Annotated in this window: 20 protein-coding genes; 14 read left to right on the forward strand and 6 right to left on the reverse strand. The window is 56.9% G+C overall.

Translation table 11 applies throughout. The annotated features are described in order from the left end of the window. Positions 1-138: 138 nt before the first annotated feature. The 5 genes from GOV88_RS08650 to GOV88_RS08670 all read left to right on the forward strand — a co-directional run bounded on the left by GOV88_RS08650 (position 139) and on the right by GOV88_RS08670 (position 5,423). Positions 139-1,224 (forward strand): polyamine ABC transporter substrate-binding protein, encoded by a 1,086-nt coding sequence (locus GOV88_RS08650; RefSeq protein ID WP_171124526.1) that lies wholly within the window; start codon positions 139-141, stop codon positions 1,222-1,224. 68 nt (positions 1,225-1,292) lie between these two features. After that, a complete protein-coding gene (locus tag GOV88_RS08655; protein ID WP_171240157.1) occupies positions 1,293-2,420 on the forward strand; it encodes an ABC transporter ATP-binding protein in 1,128 nt (375 codons plus the stop codon). Then, positions 2,420-3,310 carry an ABC transporter permease subunit gene (locus GOV88_RS08660; protein WP_171124522.1) on the forward strand — a complete coding sequence of 297 codons (891 nt, stop codon included), beginning with the start codon at positions 2,420-2,422 and terminating at the stop codon, positions 3,308-3,310. Before GOV88_RS08655 ends, GOV88_RS08660 begins: the two co-directional genes overlap by 1 nt. Continuing rightward, entirely contained in the window at positions 3,307-4,125 is an 819-nt protein-coding gene (locus tag GOV88_RS08665) for an ABC transporter permease (RefSeq protein WP_171124520.1), read from the forward strand. The genes GOV88_RS08660 and GOV88_RS08665 overlap by 4 nt, the downstream gene beginning before the upstream one ends. After that, a complete protein-coding gene (locus GOV88_RS08670) occupies positions 4,122-5,423 on the forward strand; it encodes an FAD-binding oxidoreductase (protein ID WP_171240158.1) in 1,302 nt (433 codons plus the stop codon). Before GOV88_RS08665 ends, GOV88_RS08670 begins: the two co-directional genes overlap by 4 nt. 2 nt (positions 5,424-5,425) lie before the next feature. On the opposite strand, the gene GOV88_RS08675 is transcribed toward GOV88_RS08670, so the two are convergent. Genes GOV88_RS08675 through GOV88_RS08685 form a run of 3 tightly spaced genes read right to left on the reverse strand, consistent with a single transcriptional unit; the run spans position 5,426 to position 8,220 of the window. After that, positions 5,426-6,295 carry a phosphotransferase family protein gene (locus tag GOV88_RS08675; RefSeq protein ID WP_371808225.1) on the reverse strand — a complete coding sequence of 290 codons (870 nt, stop codon included), beginning with the start codon at positions 6,293-6,295 and terminating at the stop codon, positions 5,426-5,428. A gap of 55 nt (positions 6,296-6,350) precedes the next feature. Next, a complete protein-coding gene (locus GOV88_RS08680; protein WP_171240159.1) occupies positions 6,351-7,013 on the reverse strand; it encodes a flagellar hook capping FlgD N-terminal domain-containing protein in 663 nt (220 codons plus the stop codon). 1 nt (position 7,014) lies between these two features. Continuing rightward, the gene (locus tag GOV88_RS08685; RefSeq protein ID WP_171240160.1) at positions 7,015-8,220 is read right to left on the reverse strand and encodes a flagellar hook-length control protein FliK; all 1,206 of its coding nucleotides are present in this window, start codon (positions 8,218-8,220) and stop codon (positions 7,015-7,017) included. Between the two features lie 111 nt (positions 8,221-8,331). Here GOV88_RS08685 and GOV88_RS08690 point away from each other — a divergent pair, with 111 nt between their 5' ends. The 6 genes from GOV88_RS08690 to GOV88_RS08715 all read left to right on the forward strand — a co-directional run bounded on the left by GOV88_RS08690 (position 8,332) and on the right by GOV88_RS08715 (position 12,016). Then, positions 8,332-8,607, forward strand: a complete 276-nt coding sequence (locus GOV88_RS08690; protein WP_171240161.1) for a rod-binding protein — start codon at positions 8,332-8,334, stop codon at positions 8,605-8,607. After that, on the forward strand, positions 8,597-8,956 hold the full coding sequence (locus GOV88_RS08695; protein WP_171240162.1) for a flagellar export chaperone FlgN: 360 nt from the start codon (positions 8,597-8,599) through the stop codon (positions 8,954-8,956). Before GOV88_RS08690 ends, GOV88_RS08695 begins: the two co-directional genes overlap by 11 nt. 209 nt (positions 8,957-9,165) lie before the next feature. Next, a complete protein-coding gene (locus tag GOV88_RS08700) occupies positions 9,166-10,374 on the forward strand; it encodes a flagellin (protein WP_254449197.1) in 1,209 nt (402 codons plus the stop codon). 78 nt (positions 10,375-10,452) lie between these two features. Next, complete coding sequence (gene flaF / locus GOV88_RS08705; RefSeq protein WP_171240164.1) at positions 10,453-10,827, forward strand: flagellar biosynthesis regulator FlaF; 375 nt, start codon at positions 10,453-10,455, stop codon at positions 10,825-10,827. Continuing rightward, on the forward strand, positions 10,827-11,228 hold the full coding sequence (gene flbT / locus GOV88_RS08710) for a flagellar biosynthesis repressor FlbT (RefSeq protein ID WP_171240165.1): 402 nt from the start codon (positions 10,827-10,829) through the stop codon (positions 11,226-11,228). Before flaF ends, flbT begins: the two co-directional genes overlap by 1 nt. Continuing rightward, positions 11,225-12,016 (forward strand): DUF1217 domain-containing protein, encoded by a 792-nt coding sequence (locus tag GOV88_RS08715; RefSeq protein ID WP_171240166.1) that lies wholly within the window; start codon positions 11,225-11,227, stop codon positions 12,014-12,016. The genes flbT and GOV88_RS08715 overlap by 4 nt, the downstream gene beginning before the upstream one ends. A gap of 88 nt (positions 12,017-12,104) precedes the next feature. On the opposite strand, the gene GOV88_RS08720 is transcribed toward GOV88_RS08715, so the two are convergent. The 3 genes from GOV88_RS08720 to GOV88_RS08730 form a co-directional block, all read right to left on the reverse strand. Beyond that, entirely contained in the window at positions 12,105-13,676 is a 1,572-nt protein-coding gene (locus GOV88_RS08720) for a DUF427 domain-containing protein (RefSeq protein ID WP_171240167.1), read from the reverse strand. A 105-nt stretch (positions 13,677-13,781) separates the two neighbouring features. Next, entirely contained in the window at positions 13,782-14,483 is a 702-nt protein-coding gene (locus GOV88_RS08725; protein ID WP_171126381.1) for a helix-turn-helix domain-containing protein, read from the reverse strand. Further along, the gene (locus GOV88_RS08730) at positions 14,455-14,742 is read right to left on the reverse strand and encodes a hypothetical protein (protein WP_171126380.1); all 288 of its coding nucleotides are present in this window, start codon (positions 14,740-14,742) and stop codon (positions 14,455-14,457) included. The genes GOV88_RS08725 and GOV88_RS08730 overlap by 29 nt, the downstream gene beginning before the upstream one ends. A gap of 177 nt (positions 14,743-14,919) precedes the next feature. Here GOV88_RS08730 and GOV88_RS08735 point away from each other — a divergent pair, with 177 nt between their 5' ends. From GOV88_RS08735 to GOV88_RS08745, 3 genes are all read left to right on the forward strand, one after another. Then, entirely contained in the window at positions 14,920-15,387 is a 468-nt protein-coding gene (locus GOV88_RS08735; protein WP_171126379.1) for a hypothetical protein, read from the forward strand. 110 nt (positions 15,388-15,497) lie between these two features. After that, complete coding sequence (locus GOV88_RS08740) at positions 15,498-16,115, forward strand: ribonuclease HII (RefSeq protein WP_171240168.1); 618 nt, start codon at positions 15,498-15,500, stop codon at positions 16,113-16,115. 107 nt (positions 16,116-16,222) lie between these two features. Continuing rightward, positions 16,223-17,326 carry a site-specific DNA-methyltransferase gene (locus tag GOV88_RS08745; RefSeq protein WP_171124496.1) on the forward strand — a complete coding sequence of 368 codons (1,104 nt, stop codon included), beginning with the start codon at positions 16,223-16,225 and terminating at the stop codon, positions 17,324-17,326. Positions 17,327-17,364 lie beyond the last annotated feature (38 nt).

Consider the following 17,364-nt stretch of genomic DNA (forward strand, 5'->3'; position numbering starts at 1 on the left):
GGTTTGCCCTGTTTCCAATGATGCTGACTTGCCAGGTGCCTGACCTCGTGAAACCATACGCGGGATCGGGGGAAAACGCAAAACTTGATCAAATCCAAAAAAACGGGAAAATACCCGGACACTTGCAGGGAGAATAATATGTCAATCAAAACGCTGACCATGACAGCGGCCATCGCACTGGGGACTTCGGCAGCCTTCGCCGAAGAAGTGCGCGTCTACAACTGGTCCGACTATATCGACGAAGAGCTTCTGACGAAATTCGAGGAAGAAACCGGTCTGACACTCATCTACGACGTGTTTGACAGCAACGAAGTGCTGGAGACCAAAATGCTGGCTGGTGGGTCGGGCTATGACGTGGTTGTCCCGTCCGGCACGTTCCTTCAGCGTCAGATTCAGGCCGGAGCGTTTCAGGAACTGGACGCGTCACAACTGTCCAACTCGGGCAATCTTTGGGACGTCATTCAGGAACGCACCGCCGGATACGACCCGAACAACGCCTATTCGATCAACTACATGTGGGGCACCACCGGTATCGGTGTGAATGTCGCCAAGGTCAAAGAGGCGCTGGGCGACGATGTTGCCCTGAACAGCATGGATCTGGTGCTGAAGCCAGAAAACATGGAAAAGCTGGCTGCGTGCGGTGTGCATTTCCTGGACGCACCAGCGGAAATGATCCCGATGACTTTGCAGTATCTGGGTGAAGACCCGGACAGCCATGATCCGGACGTCATCAAAAAGGTCGAAGAAGTTCTGACCAGTGTCCGCCCGCATATCCAAAAGTTCCACAGCTCGGAATACATCAATGCGTTGGCGAATGGCGATATCTGCGTGGCCGTGGGTTGGTCTGGTGACATTCTGCAGGCGCGTGACCGTGCGGCCGAGGCCGATAACGGGGTCGAGATCGAATACCACCCGTTTGCCGAAGGCTCGCTGATGTGGTTCGACCAGATGGCGATTCCGGCGGATGCTCCGAACCCTGAGGGCGCACACAAGTTCCTGAACTTTATTCTGGATGCCAACAACATGGCTGCCGCGTCGAACTATGTGTACTACGCCAACGGCAACCAGGCGTCGCAAGAGTTCCTTGAGGAAGACGTGATCGGTGATCCGGCGATCTATCCGGATGATGCGACGATGCAGAACCTCTACATCACCACGCCTTATCCGGCGAAAACGCAGCGGGTCGTGACCCGTCTGTGGACCAAGATCAAATCGGGCACCTGATCCGATTTACCAAGGCAGGGCGGCATGTCCGCCTTGCCCTTTTTCCAGATTGCCGAACGGGGGCCGTAGTGAACTCTGAAGTATTTGCGCCGTGGGAGGACCCGCAGGCGAAACCCTTGATCCAGTTCCAGAATGTCACCAAACGATTTGGCGACTTTACGGCGATCGACAACCTGTCTCTGGATATTTTCGAGAAAGAATTCTTCGCTCTGCTGGGGCCATCAGGCTGCGGCAAGACCACGATGATGCGGATGCTGGCGGGGTTCGAAACGCCCACCGAAGGCCACATCATGCTGGGTGGTCAGGATATCGACCCGATCCCGCCGAACAAACGGGCGGTGAACATGATGTTCCAGTCCTATGCGCTGTTTCCACACCTCAGCATCTGGGAAAACATCGCTTTCGGCCTGCGCCGGGACAACATGCCCAAGCACGATCTTGAAGATCGGGTCGAGGAAATGCTGCGCCTGACCCGGCTAACGCAATTTGCGCGCCGCAAACCGCACCAGATCTCGGGCGGGCAGCGGCAGCGGGTGGCGCTGGCCCGGTCTCTGGCCAAGGCGCCCAAGCTGCTGCTGTTGGACGAACCGCTGGGTGCGTTGGATAAGAAACTGCGGCAGGACACGCAGTTTGAACTGATGGATATTCAGGAAAAGACCGGCACCACCTTTGTCATCGTGACCCACGACCAGGAAGAGGCCATGACCGTGGCCAGCCGCGTGGCCGTTATGGATCAGGGCAAACTGATGCAGGTCGCTACCCCGGATCGGATTTATGAGAACCCGAACTCGGTCTATGTCGCCGACTTTATCGGAGACGTGAATATCATCGAGGGCCGTGCCTCCGCCAATGGCGAGGATACCTATCAGATCGACTGGGCCGAAGGGCAGGCCCCGCTGACAGCGACCTCGGCCAACGGGCTTTTGCAGGGGCAGGCTTGCCATCTGGCGATCCGACCCGAAAAGGTAACGATTTCCGCCGACCGTCCGGCAGATGCGATCAACGCTGTGCAGGGCAAGGTGCATGACATCGCCTATCTGGGCAACCTGTCCACCTATCACGTTGAGCTGCCCAACGGCACGATCATCAAGGCGCAGACGGCCAATACCCGCCGCATCTCACGCCGTTCATTCACTTGGGAAGACCCGGTCTGGCTGTCTTGGACAGCAACGGCTGCGGTTCTGCTGGCCGACTGATGCGCCGCGCGTTCCTGATCGCCATTCCTTATGTCTGGCTGCTAGCGCTGTTTCTGGTGCCGTTCTTCATCGTCCTGAAAATCTCGCTGTCGGATATCGCGTTGGCGATTCCGCCTTATACACCGACTCTGGACTTTTCGCAGGGCTGGGCGGGGATAAAGGATTTCTTCAGCCAGTTGGACTTTGAGAACTTCATCTGGCTGACCGAGGACGACCTGTATTGGAAGGCGTACCTGTCCAGCGTCAAGATCGCTGTGATTTCCACGTTTTTCACGCTGCTGGTGGGCTATCCCATCGCCTATGGCATGGCCCGCGCGCCGGTCGAATGGCGACCGACGCTGATGATGCTGGTGATCCTGCCCTTCTGGACCTCATTCCTGATCCGCGTTTACGCGTGGATGGGCATCCTGTCGAATGAAGGTTACTTGAACCAGCTTCTGCTTTGGACGGGCATCATTTCGACCCCGCTGACCATTTTGAACACGCAGACTGCGGTCTATATCGGGATCGTCTACACCTATCTGCCGTTTATGATCCTGCCGATCTATTCGGCGCTGGAGCGGATGGATGAATCTCTGATCGAGGCCGCTGAAGATTTGGGCTGTTCGCGCGTGCAGGCATTCTGGCTGGTGACGATCCCACTGTCGCGCCCCGGTATCATCGCGGGCTGTTTCCTGGTCATGATCCCGGTGATCGGTGAGTTCGTGATCCCCTCGCTTCTGGGCGGTTCGGGTACGCTGATGATCGGTAAGGTGCTGTGGGAGGAGTTCTTCTCGAACCGCGACTGGCCCGTTGCCAGCGCCGTGGCCGTTGTGCTGTTGCTGATCCTCGTGATCCCGATCGTGCTGTTCCAGCGCAACCAGCAGAAACAGACGGAGGCCGAGCAATGAACAGGCTAAGCTGGTTCAACGCGGTCTCGCTGACGCTGGGATTTGCGTTCCTCTACATCCCGATGATCATCCTGATCATCTTTTCCTTCAACGAAAGCAAACTGGTCACCGTCTGGGCCGGATTCTCGACCAAATGGTATGGTGAGCTGGTCCAGAACGAGGCATTTCTGGATGCCGCCTGGGTCACGATCCGGGTGGCCGTCTTTTCGTCAACGCTGGCGACTGTTTTGGGTACCGCCGCGGCCTATGTGTTGGTGCGCGGCGGGCGGTTCTTTGGGCGCACGCTGTTTTCCGGCATGATTTACGCCCCGCTGGTCATGCCCGAGGTGATCACGGGCCTATCGCTGTTGCTGTTGTTCATCGGCATCGGACTGGATCGCGGTATCCTGACCATCGTGCTGGCGCATACGACATTTTCGATGTGTTTCGTCTCGGTCGTTGTCTCGTCGCGTTTGGTGACGTTCGATCAGTCGCTTGAAGAGGCCGCTCTGGACCTTGGTTGTTCGCCCGCGCAAGCGTTTCGCCTGGTGACGTTGCCGATCATTGCGCCTGCCGTGATCTCGGGCTGGTTGCTGGCCTTTACCCTGTCGCTGGACGATCTGGTGATTGCGTCCTTCACCTCGGGGCCGTCGGCGACAACCTTGCCGATCAAGATATTCTCGGCCGTGCGTCTGGGGGTCAGCCCCGAGATCAACGCGCTGTCGACGTTGATGATTGCTGTTGTGACCGTGGGCGTCATCACCGCGTCTTTGGTCACAAAACGCGCCATGATGCGGCAGAAACAGGATGAGATGGCGGCGGCCCGTACCGAATGAAACGGCTGTTCCCGGATTACACCTATGGCTCCGGCCCGCGTGAGGGCTGTTGGTGGGACGAGACAATCGCCGCCCCGGATTGGCCGGACCTGCAGGGCGATCTGAGTGTTGACATAGCCATCGTCGGGGCAGGGTTCACGGGTCTGTCTGCGGCCCTGCATCTGGCTAACGCCGGGGTTTCTGTTGCCGTGCTCGAGGCTGAAACACCCGGTTGGGGCGCGTCAGGCCGGAATGGTGGGTTTTGCTGTCTCGGTGGCTCGAAACTCAGCCACAAAGCGATGGCGCGGATTTACGGAGCCCCGGCTGCTGAACGCTATGACGCGGCAGAAGCAGAGGCGGTTCACCTTGTTGCCGAGTTGTTGGACGCCCACGGGATCAACGCGGAAACCCATTCAAAAGGGGAAACCCAACTGGCCCACACCGCGCGTGCAATGGAAAAACTTCGCCGAAACGCAGACGCATCCGGAGTGCTGCACGAGGCTCAGGACCTTCCCGGGCTTGGCATCGGGGGGGCGTTTTATGGCGGATACACCAATCCGGTCGGTTTCGGCCTGAACCCCAGAAAATACCTGTTCGGACTTGCGAAAGCGGCAGCTAAGTCCGGTGCGAAGCTGTTTCAGAAAACTGGTGTGCACGCCCTACAGAAATCCGCGCGCGGTTTTGACCTTCGTACAGCGGCAGGCCGGGTGCGCGCTGAAAATGTTCTGATCTGCACCAACGGATATTCAAGCGAAGATATCCCAAACTGGATGGCAGGCCGCTACATGCCCACCCAGTCAACGGTTCTTGTGACGCGCCCAATGTCCGAGGGTGAGTTGCAAGCTCAGGGCTGGACCACGGATCAGATGTCATACGATACGCGCAACCTGTTGCATTACTTCCGTCTTATGCCGGACCGGAGGTTCCTGTTCGGTATGCGCGGTGGTTTGCGGTCATCGGCCAGGGCCGAAGCTGCAATTCGTCAAAAGGTTCAATCGGACTTTCGGAAGATGTTCCCCGAATGGGCGCATGTCGACGTCACGCATATGTGGTCCGGCATGGTGTGTTTGTCCCGCGATCTGACTCCGTTTGCCGGGGCGGTGCCGGGGCAATCAGGGTTATTTGCCGGGTTTGCGTATCACGGAAATGGTGTCGCGATGGGCACCTATTGCGGGCGTGCCCTGTCCCGACTGGTCTTGGGGCAGGATGCGGGGCTGCCAGAGGTGATTGGCCAAATTCCCGGCCGTTTCCCTCTTGGGTTCTGGCGGCGTGCTTTGCTTCCACCGGCATATGCAATGATGTCGCTTGCCGATCTTTGATATTACCCAAGGGCTGCGATTTCCAAATCCAATGCGGCTGAGTAATCGGTCGCACCATTTTCTATGCGCCACAGACAATATGCCGCCATCCGCCACGCAAACCACTTTTGTAGTTCGCGGTATCTGTGCGTTATCTCAGGTTGGTCATAGGCAGACAGGAACTGCGCCTCTTCGGCTGCGCGCAACGGGGCACCGCGATAAAGCTGTTGCATCCCGGGCGACAGGAACAGTGCGATATCCTCGCAGGGATCGCCACGGGCCGGACACTGCCAATCAATGAGCGTCAGCCCCGTTGCATCCACCAGTATGTTTCCGGCAACCGGGTCACCGTGAACCAAACAGGTGTGGTTTGTTGCAGGCACCGGGCTGACAGGGCGCAATCGCGCAAGTTGTGCCTTTTGATCCGAACGGCACATGTCCAGAATTTGTTGCGTCTGATGCGCAAGATCGGCGCTGCCGTTGCGCCCTGAGGGCACGTCTATCGAGATGTTCAGCATGTGCAGTTTGCGCAGCAAAGCGGCAACGCAGGTTGTTTCTGACTGCCATGGTGACCCGGGCGCGTGATCATAAAACACCCAAAGGCCGTTGTCGTGTTTGCCCGTTGCCCGCAGGCGTGGCGCAAAGCCCATCGGTTCCAGCGCATTCAGGCATCGGGCTTCCAGTTCGGCGTCGTTGCGAAACAGCGGGTTGCGCAGCTTGGACCGATAGAGTTTCAGCACTTTGTCCCCGTCACCGCCCAGAACCTTCCAGACCTGATTGGTGCGGCCCCCATACAATGTCTGAAACCGGGCACTGGCGTCGACAATGCCCGTGCTGCGGAGGTGGTCAACAAGATCACGTGGTGGGGCGGTTTGGTCGGGCAGAAGGTTCACCAGTTCTGTAAGCGAGTCGAATCAGGCAAAGCTTTGGCCTGCCTTGGCCGTCAGATCAAGTTCCAGATCGTACGGCACTTACCATGCTGACGGGTATAACTTGCCCGCTTTCCAGCGTTAGCAACAGCGCGTCATCCACGGCCTGTGCTTCGACGACGCGGTTATACGCTGATGCTGTCTGGTCGGACAGCAGATCCTCTCCATCATAGCTTTCCAACGTGGCGGAATAGGTCCCTGCAGGAACTGAATTGTCAGCGCTGTCTGTCCCGGTCCACACGAACTCGGAATTGCTGGGGGATGCCGGGACGCGGTCGACGACCGTTCCATTGGCGTCCCGAACCACGATAGATGCTGAGCTTGCGGCGACGTCGGGTTGCGCGAACAGTTTGACCGGCGCACCGTCAAATTGAAAGGCCGAGGCCGATCGCACATCCATTCCAACCCAGCCCGCAAGTTGTTCCAACCCGACATTGCCCATCGACACGGACAGGCCGGACAGCAACGCGTTGGTTTGTGCCTGCTGCTCGACCATTGAAAATTGAGCCAGTTGCGACGCGTATTCTGATGAATCCAAAGGCTCCAGTGGGTCCTGGTTTTTCGCCTGAGCGGTCAGCATCAAAAGGAATGTCTCAAAATCTGATTTTAACCCCGTTGTCTGAGGCTGAGAGGCCGGTGTCTGAGCGCCGGTTTGTATGGTGGAGGTGGTCGGATTGATCATGTCAAAGCCTTATGTCGATGCGCCCAGACGCACCAACGCGCGATGGGACCTGTGTATTTGAAGGGGAGGGGGCCTCCCGCTCTGGTTCAAATGGCGATTGGGCCAAGTCGTCCTGACCATTCTGTTGGGCATCAGATGAATATCCCAAGTCGAAAGACAGATCGCTGAAACCAAGGGCCCTGAACTCTGCCTCAAGAACGGAAATATGGCGGCGCATGATGTCCAGTGTTTCCGGGCGCTCGGCCGCGATTGTCAGGTGGACGCCATCGTCGCGGCCATTCAGTACGATAGAAACGCGCCCCAGCTCTTCGGGGTTCAATGCTATTTCTATCGCCCCGGCCTGAGGTCGCGTATGTATGACGGCGGCCATCTGCCCGGCAATGGCGCGCGCCACTTCAGCGCGAACGTTTGCCCCAAGTGCATGCACGGCTGAGGTGGGTTCCCGGGTAGTCTGCAAAGGGGAATTGTCCCTTAGCTGTTGAGGTGCCTCCATGTCCGGAACCTCAACCTCAGCTTGGGTGTCCTGCTTTGCCATCAATTGCATTTGGACGAATTGCTGCGCCTTGTCCGGCGCGGAAGGGGCCTTTATCTGCGGTGTACCATCTGCGGTCTCGCGGCTGGGAACAGCATCCGTTTTCGACAGTTCAGCGGGTGCGGACCCGGCTTGGTCCGGGGTGGGCGGGATACCAAACCTTGCGCTGTGCAAGAGTCTACCCTCAGCAGACGTTGGAGCGTTACGCGCTAGGCTTTCCGTTCGGACAGGCTGAACCTCTGTCACAGGATCATCTGCAGAAACTTTAGGGCTGTCTTTGGAAAGGCCACCTGACGGAATTTCCACCCCGTTTTTCTGGTCCGAAACAGAATCGTTTGAATGGTCGTCGGCTGCCCAAACGGCAAGGCTTTTGCCCTGAACCTCGCCCTTTGGTTCGGACAATGAAACCTGTCGCGACGCGACATCTGGAATGGCCACGATGTTAGGTGTTGCGTCCATCGGCTCGCCGTTTTCGACCGTTTCCGACGGGTCCCCCCCGGTTTCCGGAACCGGATCTTCAGTAGGATGGGCGTCTTCAGCCTGTTGTATGATCTGTTCTTCCAGAACGGCTTCAAACGATCTTTCCGCCTTTTGCTCAGGCATATCAGTGGACGATCCGCCGGATTTGGCATTGGCGTTGGACGGGGCGATCGCTGTCAAAAGAGGGTTGGGCATTTTGCTCCGACTCCGGTTGTGTGAACCGAAATCTGACCGCAGGAAGTTACGTTTATTTTAACCGCTTTCATCTTTGTTCGACAAAGTTCGATGCAAATTTCGGAGAAAGTGATGAAAGTATCTGTCCCCGTTTCCCAACCAATGCCCCCGTCCTCGGTCGAAAGACTAAAAACCGCAGCGGTTGAGCTTGAGGCAACTTTTCTGACCGAGATGCTGAAATCCGCGGGGCTGGGCGAGGGTCGCCAGTCTTTTGGCGGTGGGGCCGGTGAGGACCAGTTTTCGACTTTATTGGTTCAGCAGCAGGCGCATCAGTTGGCCAAGGCCGGTGGGGTCGGCCTGCAAGACGTTTTGTTCCAGTCCCTGATGGAGAAGGCCCATGCCGAGTAAATCCGAGTCTGACGTGATCACCTCACTTGAAGAGGTTCTGGATCTTGAGCGGAACGCGCTTGTGCAGGGCGATCTGGATCGGTTGGGTCAAATGATGCCCGAAAAGGAAAAGTTGATTGGCGCGCTCAACCAGTTTCGGGTTCGGGAAAGCGATGAACTTGTTCGGCTTCAGAGGAAGGTCGAAAGGAATCAGGCGCTTCTTAACAGTGCGGCCGACGGGATTCGGGCCGTTGCCGATCGTATGGCCGAACTTCGCCGCGTTCGAAACGAGCTCAGCACCTACAGCGCCGACGGGCAACGCAAGGGTTTTGCGGTTCGCAGCAACGCCACGTTGGAGAAACGCGCCTAGCGTCGGGTTTGATTCAAATCCGAATTTTCCGGATTGCGGGTCTTAGCACTCCGTTAGGGGATCGGCGGCAATGGTGGCGACGCACCTGAAACGGCAGGTGGCGCGAACAGCCGGACGGCCGATCGCAGTGATCAGAAAGACGTTAAAGCCCGCAGATGGTGCGGGGTTGGCACGGGCACAAAGGGCCCATACGAAAAAAGGAAGACGTTATGTCCATTCTGACCAACAACGGCGCTATGGTTGCGCTGCAAACCCTGAAATCGGTCAACAAGAACCTGGCCACGACCCAGAATGCGATTTCGACCGGTAAAGATGTGGCGACGGCCAAGGACAATTCGGCAGTCTGGGCCATCTCGAAAGTCATGGAATCCGATGTGAAGGGTTTTAACGCGATCAAGGACAGTCTGGCGCTGGGTGAATCGACCGTTGCGGTGGCGCGGAATGCCTCGGAAACTGTGACCGACCTTCTGAACCAGATGAAGGGCAAGATCGTCGCGGCGCAGGAAGACAACGTGGATCGCGGCAAAATCAATGCGGACGTGACCGCCCTGCGCGATCAGATCACTGCCGTTGTTGGGGCAGCCCAGTTCAACGGGCTCAACCTTGTCAACGGATCGGCGGCCTCGGCCTCGATCTTGTCCTCGCTGGACCGCGATTCGACTGGTGCCGTGACCGCCTCGTCGATCACCGTAGCTGGACAGGATCTGTCGGTTGGTGGTTACACAGCCAATGACATCTTCTCGGGCAGTTCGGCGGGGGCGTCTGCAAACGGTGATACCGTAGCTATCGCGCTGGATAATGGTGGCGGCAACGAGCAGATTGAAATTGCAGAAAACGCCACGGCTTTTGCTGCCGGGGACAGTGTCAGCCTGACCGTTGGCGATCAGACTGTGTCTTACACCGTGACTGCAGACGATGCGGCGGCAACAACCACGGCTGATATCGTTGCCGTTGCCCTGAAAGGCAAGATTGATGATCTGGGCATCACCGGTTTGACCGTGGACTATGACAGCGGCACGCCGGGCACCCTTGATTTCACTAACGCTGGTGGCAATGACCTGACTGTCAGTGGCCAGTTTGCCAATGCCGGTTCCGGCGGTCTGGGTGCGCTGGCTGGCATCGATGTATCCACCGCAGCGGGCGCAACCGCTGCTCTGGGCACCATCGAAGGTCTGATCGACACCGCTATTGACGCCTCGGCGGCCTTTGGCTCGTCGCAGGGCCGGATTGAAACCCAGAAAGAGTTCATCTCGAATCTGGCAGATTCATTTAAGTCCGGTATCGGCTCGCTGGTGGACGCCGACATGGAAGAGACCTCGGCCCGTCTACAGGCCTTGCAGGTTCAACAGCAGTTGGCCACGCAGTCTCTGTCGATCGCGAACCAGGCTCCGCAGTCGGTCCTGTCGTTGTTCCGTTAATCTTAAAACCCTGGTCGGGGCGTTAGAAAGGCGCCCCGACTCTGATTGCCAAAAGACGGACTATTGGAAGGATTTCAAGTGACACCGCAAAACATGGCACACCGCGCCTATGCCCAAACCGCGGCTCCGACACGTACGCCACGGGATACCGAATACGAGGCCATTTCGAAAATCACACATCGCCTCAAAGCCGCTGCCGCCCGACAGAAATCCGACTTTGGCGGATTTGTTCAGGCATTGCATGAAAATCGTCGTTTGTGGTCAGTTCTGGCTAGCGGCGTTGCGGATTCAGAAAATGCTCTTCCAAACGAACTGCGCGCGCGGATTTTCTATCTGGCCGAGTTCACCGAGCAGCACAGCAGTCAGGTGTTGGGAAAGAAGGCAAGTGTCGATCCGTTGCTTGAAATCAACATGGCCGTCCTGCGCGGTTTGCGACAGATGAGGGCAACTTAATGGGCGGGCTGGTTTTGAAACTCGCCCCAAAAGAGCGGGTGTTGATCAACGGAGTCGTCTTGGAAAACGGGGATCGGCGCAGTCGGTTTTCGATTATGACGCCGCAAGCGAATGTCTTGCGCCTGCGCGATGCTAATCACCCGGACGAGGTCAATACGCCTGTGCGCCGCGTGTGCTATGCCGCGCAGCTAGTTTTGTCAGGAGACATGGAGCCTGAAGACGCAAGGCAGCAATTGCTGCGCCGCGTTGAAGAGCTAAGCCAGGTGTTCACGGATGCTGACAGTCGCAAGGTCCTCGCGGAAGCCACTGATGCGCTGCTAGCTGAGCAATACTACAAGTGTCTCAAGGCTCTTCGCGCGCTGCTGCCGAGGGAAGAGCGGTTGATGGCTTACCGGCAATGACGTTTCAACCTGTTGTACCGGTCGGGGGCATCGTGGGGTGGCGCTTTCTTCAACGTAGCTACGACACTCAGCTAGAAAGCTTTTCTTCGTCGGCGGTTAACGAACGAGAAACCCGGTACTTTCTGGAAAACATCGGCAAGGTTCAGACAGCCGAAGATTTGGTGTCGGATCGCCGTTTACTGCAGGTTGCGCTAGGGGCATTCGGATTGGAAGGTGATCTGAATAACCGTTATTTCATTCAAAAAGTGCTGTCCGACGGCACTTTTGCCGATGACGCGCTGCCCAATCGGTTGTCGGACAAAAGGTATCGCGAGTTTTCCGAGGCTTTCGGCCTGGGTCCGGGTGAAATTCGCCGAACCGGTCTTCAGAGTTTTATGGAAGATATCGCGCAGGACAACTTGGTCTCACGGTTTGAGGCTGCCGTGGGTGAGCGTGATGAGACAATGCGCATATCACTGTATGCGCAACATGCTCTGGCGGAATTGGCAGTTCAGGAAAGTGGGGCTGACACCAAATGGTTCGACTTGATGGGCCTGCCGCCATTGCGCAACATGATGGAAACAGCGCTTGGCCTTCCTTCAAGCTTTGCTCAGTTGGATATCGACAAACAGCTTGTTGAGTTCAAGGACAGGTTAAAAGGTCTCACTGGTTCAGATGATCTGGCGCAGTTTTCGGATAAGGCGGCGATCAATCGGCTGACGGACCAATTTCTGGCGCGAAGCCAGGTCGCACAGCTCCAAAGCACGATATCACCCGCACAAACTGCGTTAATTCTTCTTGGGGGCTGAATTCATCAACGCGCTCGTCTTAAGGGCCGGGCCGTTCAGTTGTTTTCGCTTTGGCCAGACACCACCATGCTGCAGGACTGCGACTGGCTCAGGAATTCAGCACAGCATCCGCCGAAGTTCTGAGCGCGAAGGACGACACAGGCCGTGAAACATTGTGAAGCTTAACGTCCCCCAATGGCACGGCGTCGGCGCAGGCGGGTGCTATGTCAGCCGACACGACGATCCGGTGATCCACCGTCTTGCCGTATTCACCTAACCGCGCCGCGATGTTTGCGGCCTGCCCAATAACGGTAAAGTCCAGCCGTTCGCGTGAGCCGACATTGCCGTATGTCACACGTCCGTAAGCAACGCCAATAGAACAGTCACAATGCAGGTCAGAGCCCGCCTGACGCAGATCGCCCAGCTTCTCGACGATTTCAACGGCCGTACGCTGCGCGTTGCTGCGGGCGGTCATCGCATCGTCACCTTCCGGAAAAACGGCCAAAACCGCGTCGCCGATGAATTTCAGAACCTCGCCGCCATTGTCGTGCACAATATCCGACACAGTGTCGAAAAAGTCATTCAGCAGGACAATATAGTCCGTTCGCCCAAGCCGCTCTTCCAGGATGGTCGAGTTGCGAAGATCACAAAACATGATGGCCGCGTCGATTTCGTCACCATCGCCACGCCGGATTTCGCCCCCCAGAACGCGTGCGCCCGATCGCTTGCCAACATAGGTCTCTAGCAGAACCTGCGCGTTTTCACGCTGCATGAAGACTTCGTAGAACCGTGCAATGACCGATGAGCATTCAAACACCAACCCCAGATTTTCCGTGGTGAAGCCATCGGGATGATCGCAGGTCAACGTCAGTACATTGGTGCGGCCGTCCGAAAAGGGAAGCGGCATTGCGACATAGTCGGTTGCCCCCTTGGCGCGCAAATCCTCCATGATTGGAAAGCTATTGTGAGGGTTGTCGTCATTCAGCCTTTGGCGCACACCACCCAGCCCGTTCGACACATGCCGAAGCGGGCTGTTGATATAGGCCGGGTGATCGTGAATTTCGTATGTCGGTACGTTGGTCGAGATTTCGGCCTCACCCTTTTCCCAGATATAGTGTTTACCTGCGATCAGGGGGTGTAGCGACCAGACCAGAATGCTGAGGCGCTGAATCGCTATCCCGTGTTCCAGCATCTTCTCGGCCAGCGCCTTGGTGAAGTCTTCAGAGGTCGTAAGCTCGGACGCGCCGCGCATCAGCCAGTCAATCAAAGGACCGCTGATACTGCCATCATCGGGTTCCCGAAGCCGATTTTCGCCTAGGTCGATCCGGTCATAGGCTGACGACAGGAAACCGATATGACCCTGAATCGCTTTGCTTTCCGGCAAAGCTTCTTCATAGGCCCAGACACTGTTTTGCAGGCGTTGACCGTTCAAAACGACGTCGTGATAGGTCGCGGTTCCTTTGAATGGGCAAAAGGTCTGCAACTCGGTCTCTTCGCCAAGATCCGCACATACGTCCTCGCGGGGGATGTAGATTGTTGGGGACAGCCGGGTTTCATACATGACCTTGGCATTATCGCTTTTGGCCAAAAGCACATCGCCGCGGTAGATCGCGACCGATCCGTTCAACGATTCGACCGAAATTCGATACCCTGTGGATTGCGGTGTGGCGTGGACGTTCATGATCAACCTCCGAGGCGCGGGTTCCCTAATGATGGGCATTTTTCCCGAATTTCCAAGGGGCAGAGATGACGGTTTCCCGGATAACCAGTGTGCGGAACCGTTTGGTCAGACCATCTGAATTACATCTTTGTCGATCGACAACATATAGCCTTTCTTAGCGATATTCTTGACCAGCAACTCACTGACCATCTGGTTTCCTAAGGCATCACGCAGCCGCTTGATCCGCGTCGCACCAGCGGCTTCTTCGCAATCCGAGGCGTCTTTGCCGGAAATGACGGCCTCAATCTGGGCGCCGGACAGCATTTCGTCGTCCAGTCTGGACTCGGCCAGAACCGCCAGCGTTTCCATCGCGGCAGGTGTCAGTTTGAAGTCCATATTGTTCAGATAAACCGTGTTTTCTTCGCGGCTGATCAGCAACGAGGTCACCTGAATGCCCGTCCTTTCGATCTGCGCCATCCGTCGGTTCAGCAGCACGAGCATCACCAGAAACACCAGCGCCGTGACGAGCATGGTGCTGGCGAAGACCAAAAGAACAAAAATGACCATCCTGTAGCTGGACAGAGTATCCGCAAAGGCTGTTCCCGATTGTGCGAGAATTTCCAGCAGGCGGATCTCGGCCGGCGAGGTCAGGTCGCTTTCGACAAACAGCCGCTCAACGCGCGCGTTAAAGGCGTTGGCGTCGGGCAAGGTCCAGAACAGAAAAATGGCGGCGGTTATCAGAATCAGAACGATCGCCGCAATGCCGACGCCGACCAGCCGTGTCCCGGATCGCCGCGCTTCAGTAACGGAGATAGAATTTTCCGGCATTGGCCTTCCTTTTGTCCAACCCATCCGGCCCAAACACCGACATCACGTTCAGCAAGGTCCATCCTGAGCCGCGCAGGCGTTGCGAGATCTCTTTTTTTGCCTTGCCCTTGTCGCAGGCGGATACCTGCATGACGCCGTAGTGCAGGCGCAAAGGATTGTCCTGTTTGGCCTTGTAATCGGCATAGCATCCCGCCGCGGATGCGGCAGTACCGACCGATATCAGGGCGCAGACAGCCAGAGAAGAGAAGATCTGTTTCATAGGCTGCATCCTGCGCATGGCTCGGCGCGATATTCAATAACTCAAGGGGTTTCGCGGCGCTGATATTTGATAACACCCGCCCGTTATTGCGTGTCTTTCAGGGCTGCGACCAGTGTTGAGGTAAGGAAAACGGCCACCGCGCCGGATCGCCCTAGCACTTGGAAAAGGACAAATACCATGCACCGGAAATTCATTGCTCTGATCGTGGCCACGGCAATTGCCATCACCGGCGTTTCTGTGTCTCAGGCGCGGGCCGCAGATGCCAGGGATATACTCGGAGGGTTGGCCGCCATCGCGCTGATCGGCGCTGGTGTCCACTACTACAACAAAGAGAAAGACAAAGAGCGCGCCAGCCGAAACCGGGCACCTGTCTACAAGGCCAAGCCCGACCCCTCTTATTATCCTGTGCGTCCGCTACCGGGCCGTGTTGCCAAATACGACTTGCCACAAAAATGCCTGCGCACATTCGATAGATATTCGGCAAAGCGTCCGCTGCTGGGGCCTGGGTGTCTGAAGAAGCATTACAAGCATGTCAAAAGCCTGCCGCCAGAGTGCAAGGTCGGTTTCTGGAACGGCAAAAAAGTCAAGCGCGCTTATGAGCCTACCTGCCTACGCCAAAAAGGATACCGCGTGGTTTACCAGTAATCGCGTTCGAGCAGGAGCGGCGTCACAGAAGCGCCGCGGGGAAGGGGGCAGCGCAGTCTGCCCCCTCCTTTTTGCTTGCGATCGGTCTTGAAACACGGTCTTTCCAAGGCATGACGAAACCTGATTATGAATTGGAAAAAGCCGCCATTGCGCAGGGCTATAAACGGATCGCGGGTGTGGATGAGGTTGGCCGTGGTCCGTTGGCAGGCCCGGTGGTTGCTGCGGCGGTGATCCTGAACGCCGATGACATCCCCGAGGGGCTGAACGATTCAAAGAAGCTGACTGCCAAGCGCCGTGCCGGTCTGGATGCCGAAATACGCGCGCGGGCTGAGTTCGCAATAGCCGAAGCAAGTGTTGCTGAGATCGACGAACACAACATCTTGCGTGCCTCGCATCTTGCGATGGAACGGGCTGTGGCCGCGCTGGACCCGCCGCCAGACTATCTTTTGATTGATGGAAACCTGATTCCGCACGGGCTGACGATCCCTTCTCAGGCCGTGGTTAAAGGCGATGCGCACTCGGTGTCGATTGCAGCCGCATCTATCATTGCAAAAAACTGGCGCGATCAGGTGATGGTGGATTTGGCGCAACAGCATCCCGGCTATGGATGGGAGACAAACGCCGGTTACCCGTCAAAACAACACAGGGAGGCGCTGCAAAATCTTGGTGTGACCCCACACCATAGACGTTCGTTTAAACCTGTACACAATATCTTGTATCAAGAGTAAATCGTAAGTCGCTGATTCAAAAAAGAAATTGACGGCGAATCGTCTTTGACTCATCCTTGTATCAACCAAATGAGCGCAAAAGCGCCGTGGATACTTGAGGCAGTATAATGACGACAACCACCAAAAAGGGCGCAAAAGCGCTCCCTTTAAACACGATTCTATCCGGTGACTGCATCGACGTGATGAACAGTCTGCCCGAGGCATCGGTTGACCTGATCTTTGCGGACCCACCCTATAATTTGCAGTTGAAAGGTCAGTTACACCGGCCTGATAACAGTCAGGTGGATGCGGTTGATGACCACTGGGATCAGTTTTCCAGCTTTGCGGTCTATGACCAATTCACACGCGATTGGCTGAAGGCAGCGCATCGGCTGCTAAAGCCTAACGGCGCAATCTGGGTGATCGGCTCGTATCACAACATCTTCCGTGTGGGCTCGGCCCTGCAGGACGCGGGATACTGGATTTTGAACGACGTGGTGTGGCGCAAGTCGAACCCGATGCCGAATTTCCGTGGCAAGCGGTTCACCAACGCGCATGAGACGATGATCTGGGCGTCCAAGCGCGAGGGCGCGAAATACACGTTCAATTATGAGGCGCTGAAGGCCCTGAACGAAGGTGTGCAGATGCGCAGCGACTGGGTGCTGCCGATCTGCACAGGGCATGAACGTCTGAAAGATGAAAACGGCGACAAGGCACATCCGACGCAAAAGCCGGAATCGCTGTTGCATCGGGTACTGATTGGCTCGACCAATCCCGGTGATGTGGTGCTGGATCCGTTCTTCGGCACGGGGACAACGGGTGCCGTCGCCAAGATGTTGGGCCGTGAGTTTATCGGCATCGAACGCGAGGAAAGCTATCGCAAGGTGGCCGAGAAACGCATCGCCAAGGTCCGTAAATTTGACCGCGAGGCGTTGGAGGTCAGCACCAGCAAACGCGCCGAGCCGCGCGTACCGTTCGGCCAGTTGGTCGAGCGCGGGATGCTACGCCCGGGTGAGGAATTGTACTCTATGAACCAGCGCCACAAGGCCAAGGTCCGCGCCGATGGCACGTTGGTGGGCGACAACGTCAAAGGCTCGATCCATCAGGTTGGGGCGCATCTGGAAAACGCGCCGTCCTGCAACGGCTGGACCTATTGGTGCTTCAAGCGCGACGGAAAGACCGTACCGATCGACGTGCTGCGTCAGCAGATCCGATCAGAGATGCATAACTGATTTCACGAACACCGCCGGTGCCTGTGGCCTGACACAAG

This window comes from Ruegeria sp. HKCCA5491, assembly GCF_013034565.1.
In the GTDB taxonomy this organism is placed as follows: domain Bacteria; phylum Pseudomonadota; class Alphaproteobacteria; order Rhodobacterales; family Rhodobacteraceae; genus Ruegeria.

Coding starts and splice junctions, on each gene's coding strand:
- GOV88_RS08650 (WP_171124526.1), top strand. CDS start 139: ATGTCAATCAAAACGCTGACCATGACAGCGGCCATCGCACTGGGGACT.
- GOV88_RS08660 (WP_171124522.1), top strand. CDS start 2,420: ATGCGCCGCGCGTTCCTGATCGCCATTCCTTATGTCTGGCTGCTAGCG.
- GOV88_RS08665 (WP_171124520.1), top strand. CDS start 3,307: ATGAACAGGCTAAGCTGGTTCAACGCGGTCTCGCTGACGCTGGGATTT.
- GOV88_RS08670 (WP_171240158.1), top strand. CDS start 4,122: ATGAAACGGCTGTTCCCGGATTACACCTATGGCTCCGGCCCGCGTGAG.
- GOV88_RS08680 (WP_171240159.1), bottom strand. CDS start 7,013: ATGATCAATCCGACCACCTCCACCATACAAACCGGCGCTCAGACACCG.
- GOV88_RS08685 (WP_171240160.1), bottom strand. CDS start 8,220: ATGCCCAACCCTCTTTTGACAGCGATCGCCCCGTCCAACGCCAATGCC.
- GOV88_RS08690 (WP_171240161.1), top strand. CDS start 8,332: ATGAAAGTATCTGTCCCCGTTTCCCAACCAATGCCCCCGTCCTCGGTC.
- GOV88_RS08695 (WP_171240162.1), top strand. CDS start 8,597: ATGCCGAGTAAATCCGAGTCTGACGTGATCACCTCACTTGAAGAGGTT.
- GOV88_RS08700 (WP_254449197.1), top strand. CDS start 9,166: ATGTCCATTCTGACCAACAACGGCGCTATGGTTGCGCTGCAAACCCTG.
- flbT (WP_171240165.1), top strand. CDS start 10,827: ATGGGCGGGCTGGTTTTGAAACTCGCCCCAAAAGAGCGGGTGTTGATC.
- GOV88_RS08715 (WP_171240166.1), top strand. CDS start 11,225: ATGACGTTTCAACCTGTTGTACCGGTCGGGGGCATCGTGGGGTGGCGC.
- GOV88_RS08720 (WP_171240167.1), bottom strand. CDS start 13,676: ATGAACGTCCACGCCACACCGCAATCCACAGGGTATCGAATTTCGGTC.
- GOV88_RS08725 (WP_171126381.1), bottom strand. CDS start 14,483: ATGCCGGAAAATTCTATCTCCGTTACTGAAGCGCGGCGATCCGGGACA.
- GOV88_RS08730 (WP_171126380.1), bottom strand. CDS start 14,742: ATGAAACAGATCTTCTCTTCTCTGGCTGTCTGCGCCCTGATATCGGTC.
- GOV88_RS08735 (WP_171126379.1), top strand. CDS start 14,920: ATGCACCGGAAATTCATTGCTCTGATCGTGGCCACGGCAATTGCCATC.
- GOV88_RS08740 (WP_171240168.1), top strand. CDS start 15,498: ATGACGAAACCTGATTATGAATTGGAAAAAGCCGCCATTGCGCAGGGC.
- GOV88_RS08745 (WP_171124496.1), top strand. CDS start 16,223: ATGACGACAACCACCAAAAAGGGCGCAAAAGCGCTCCCTTTAAACACG.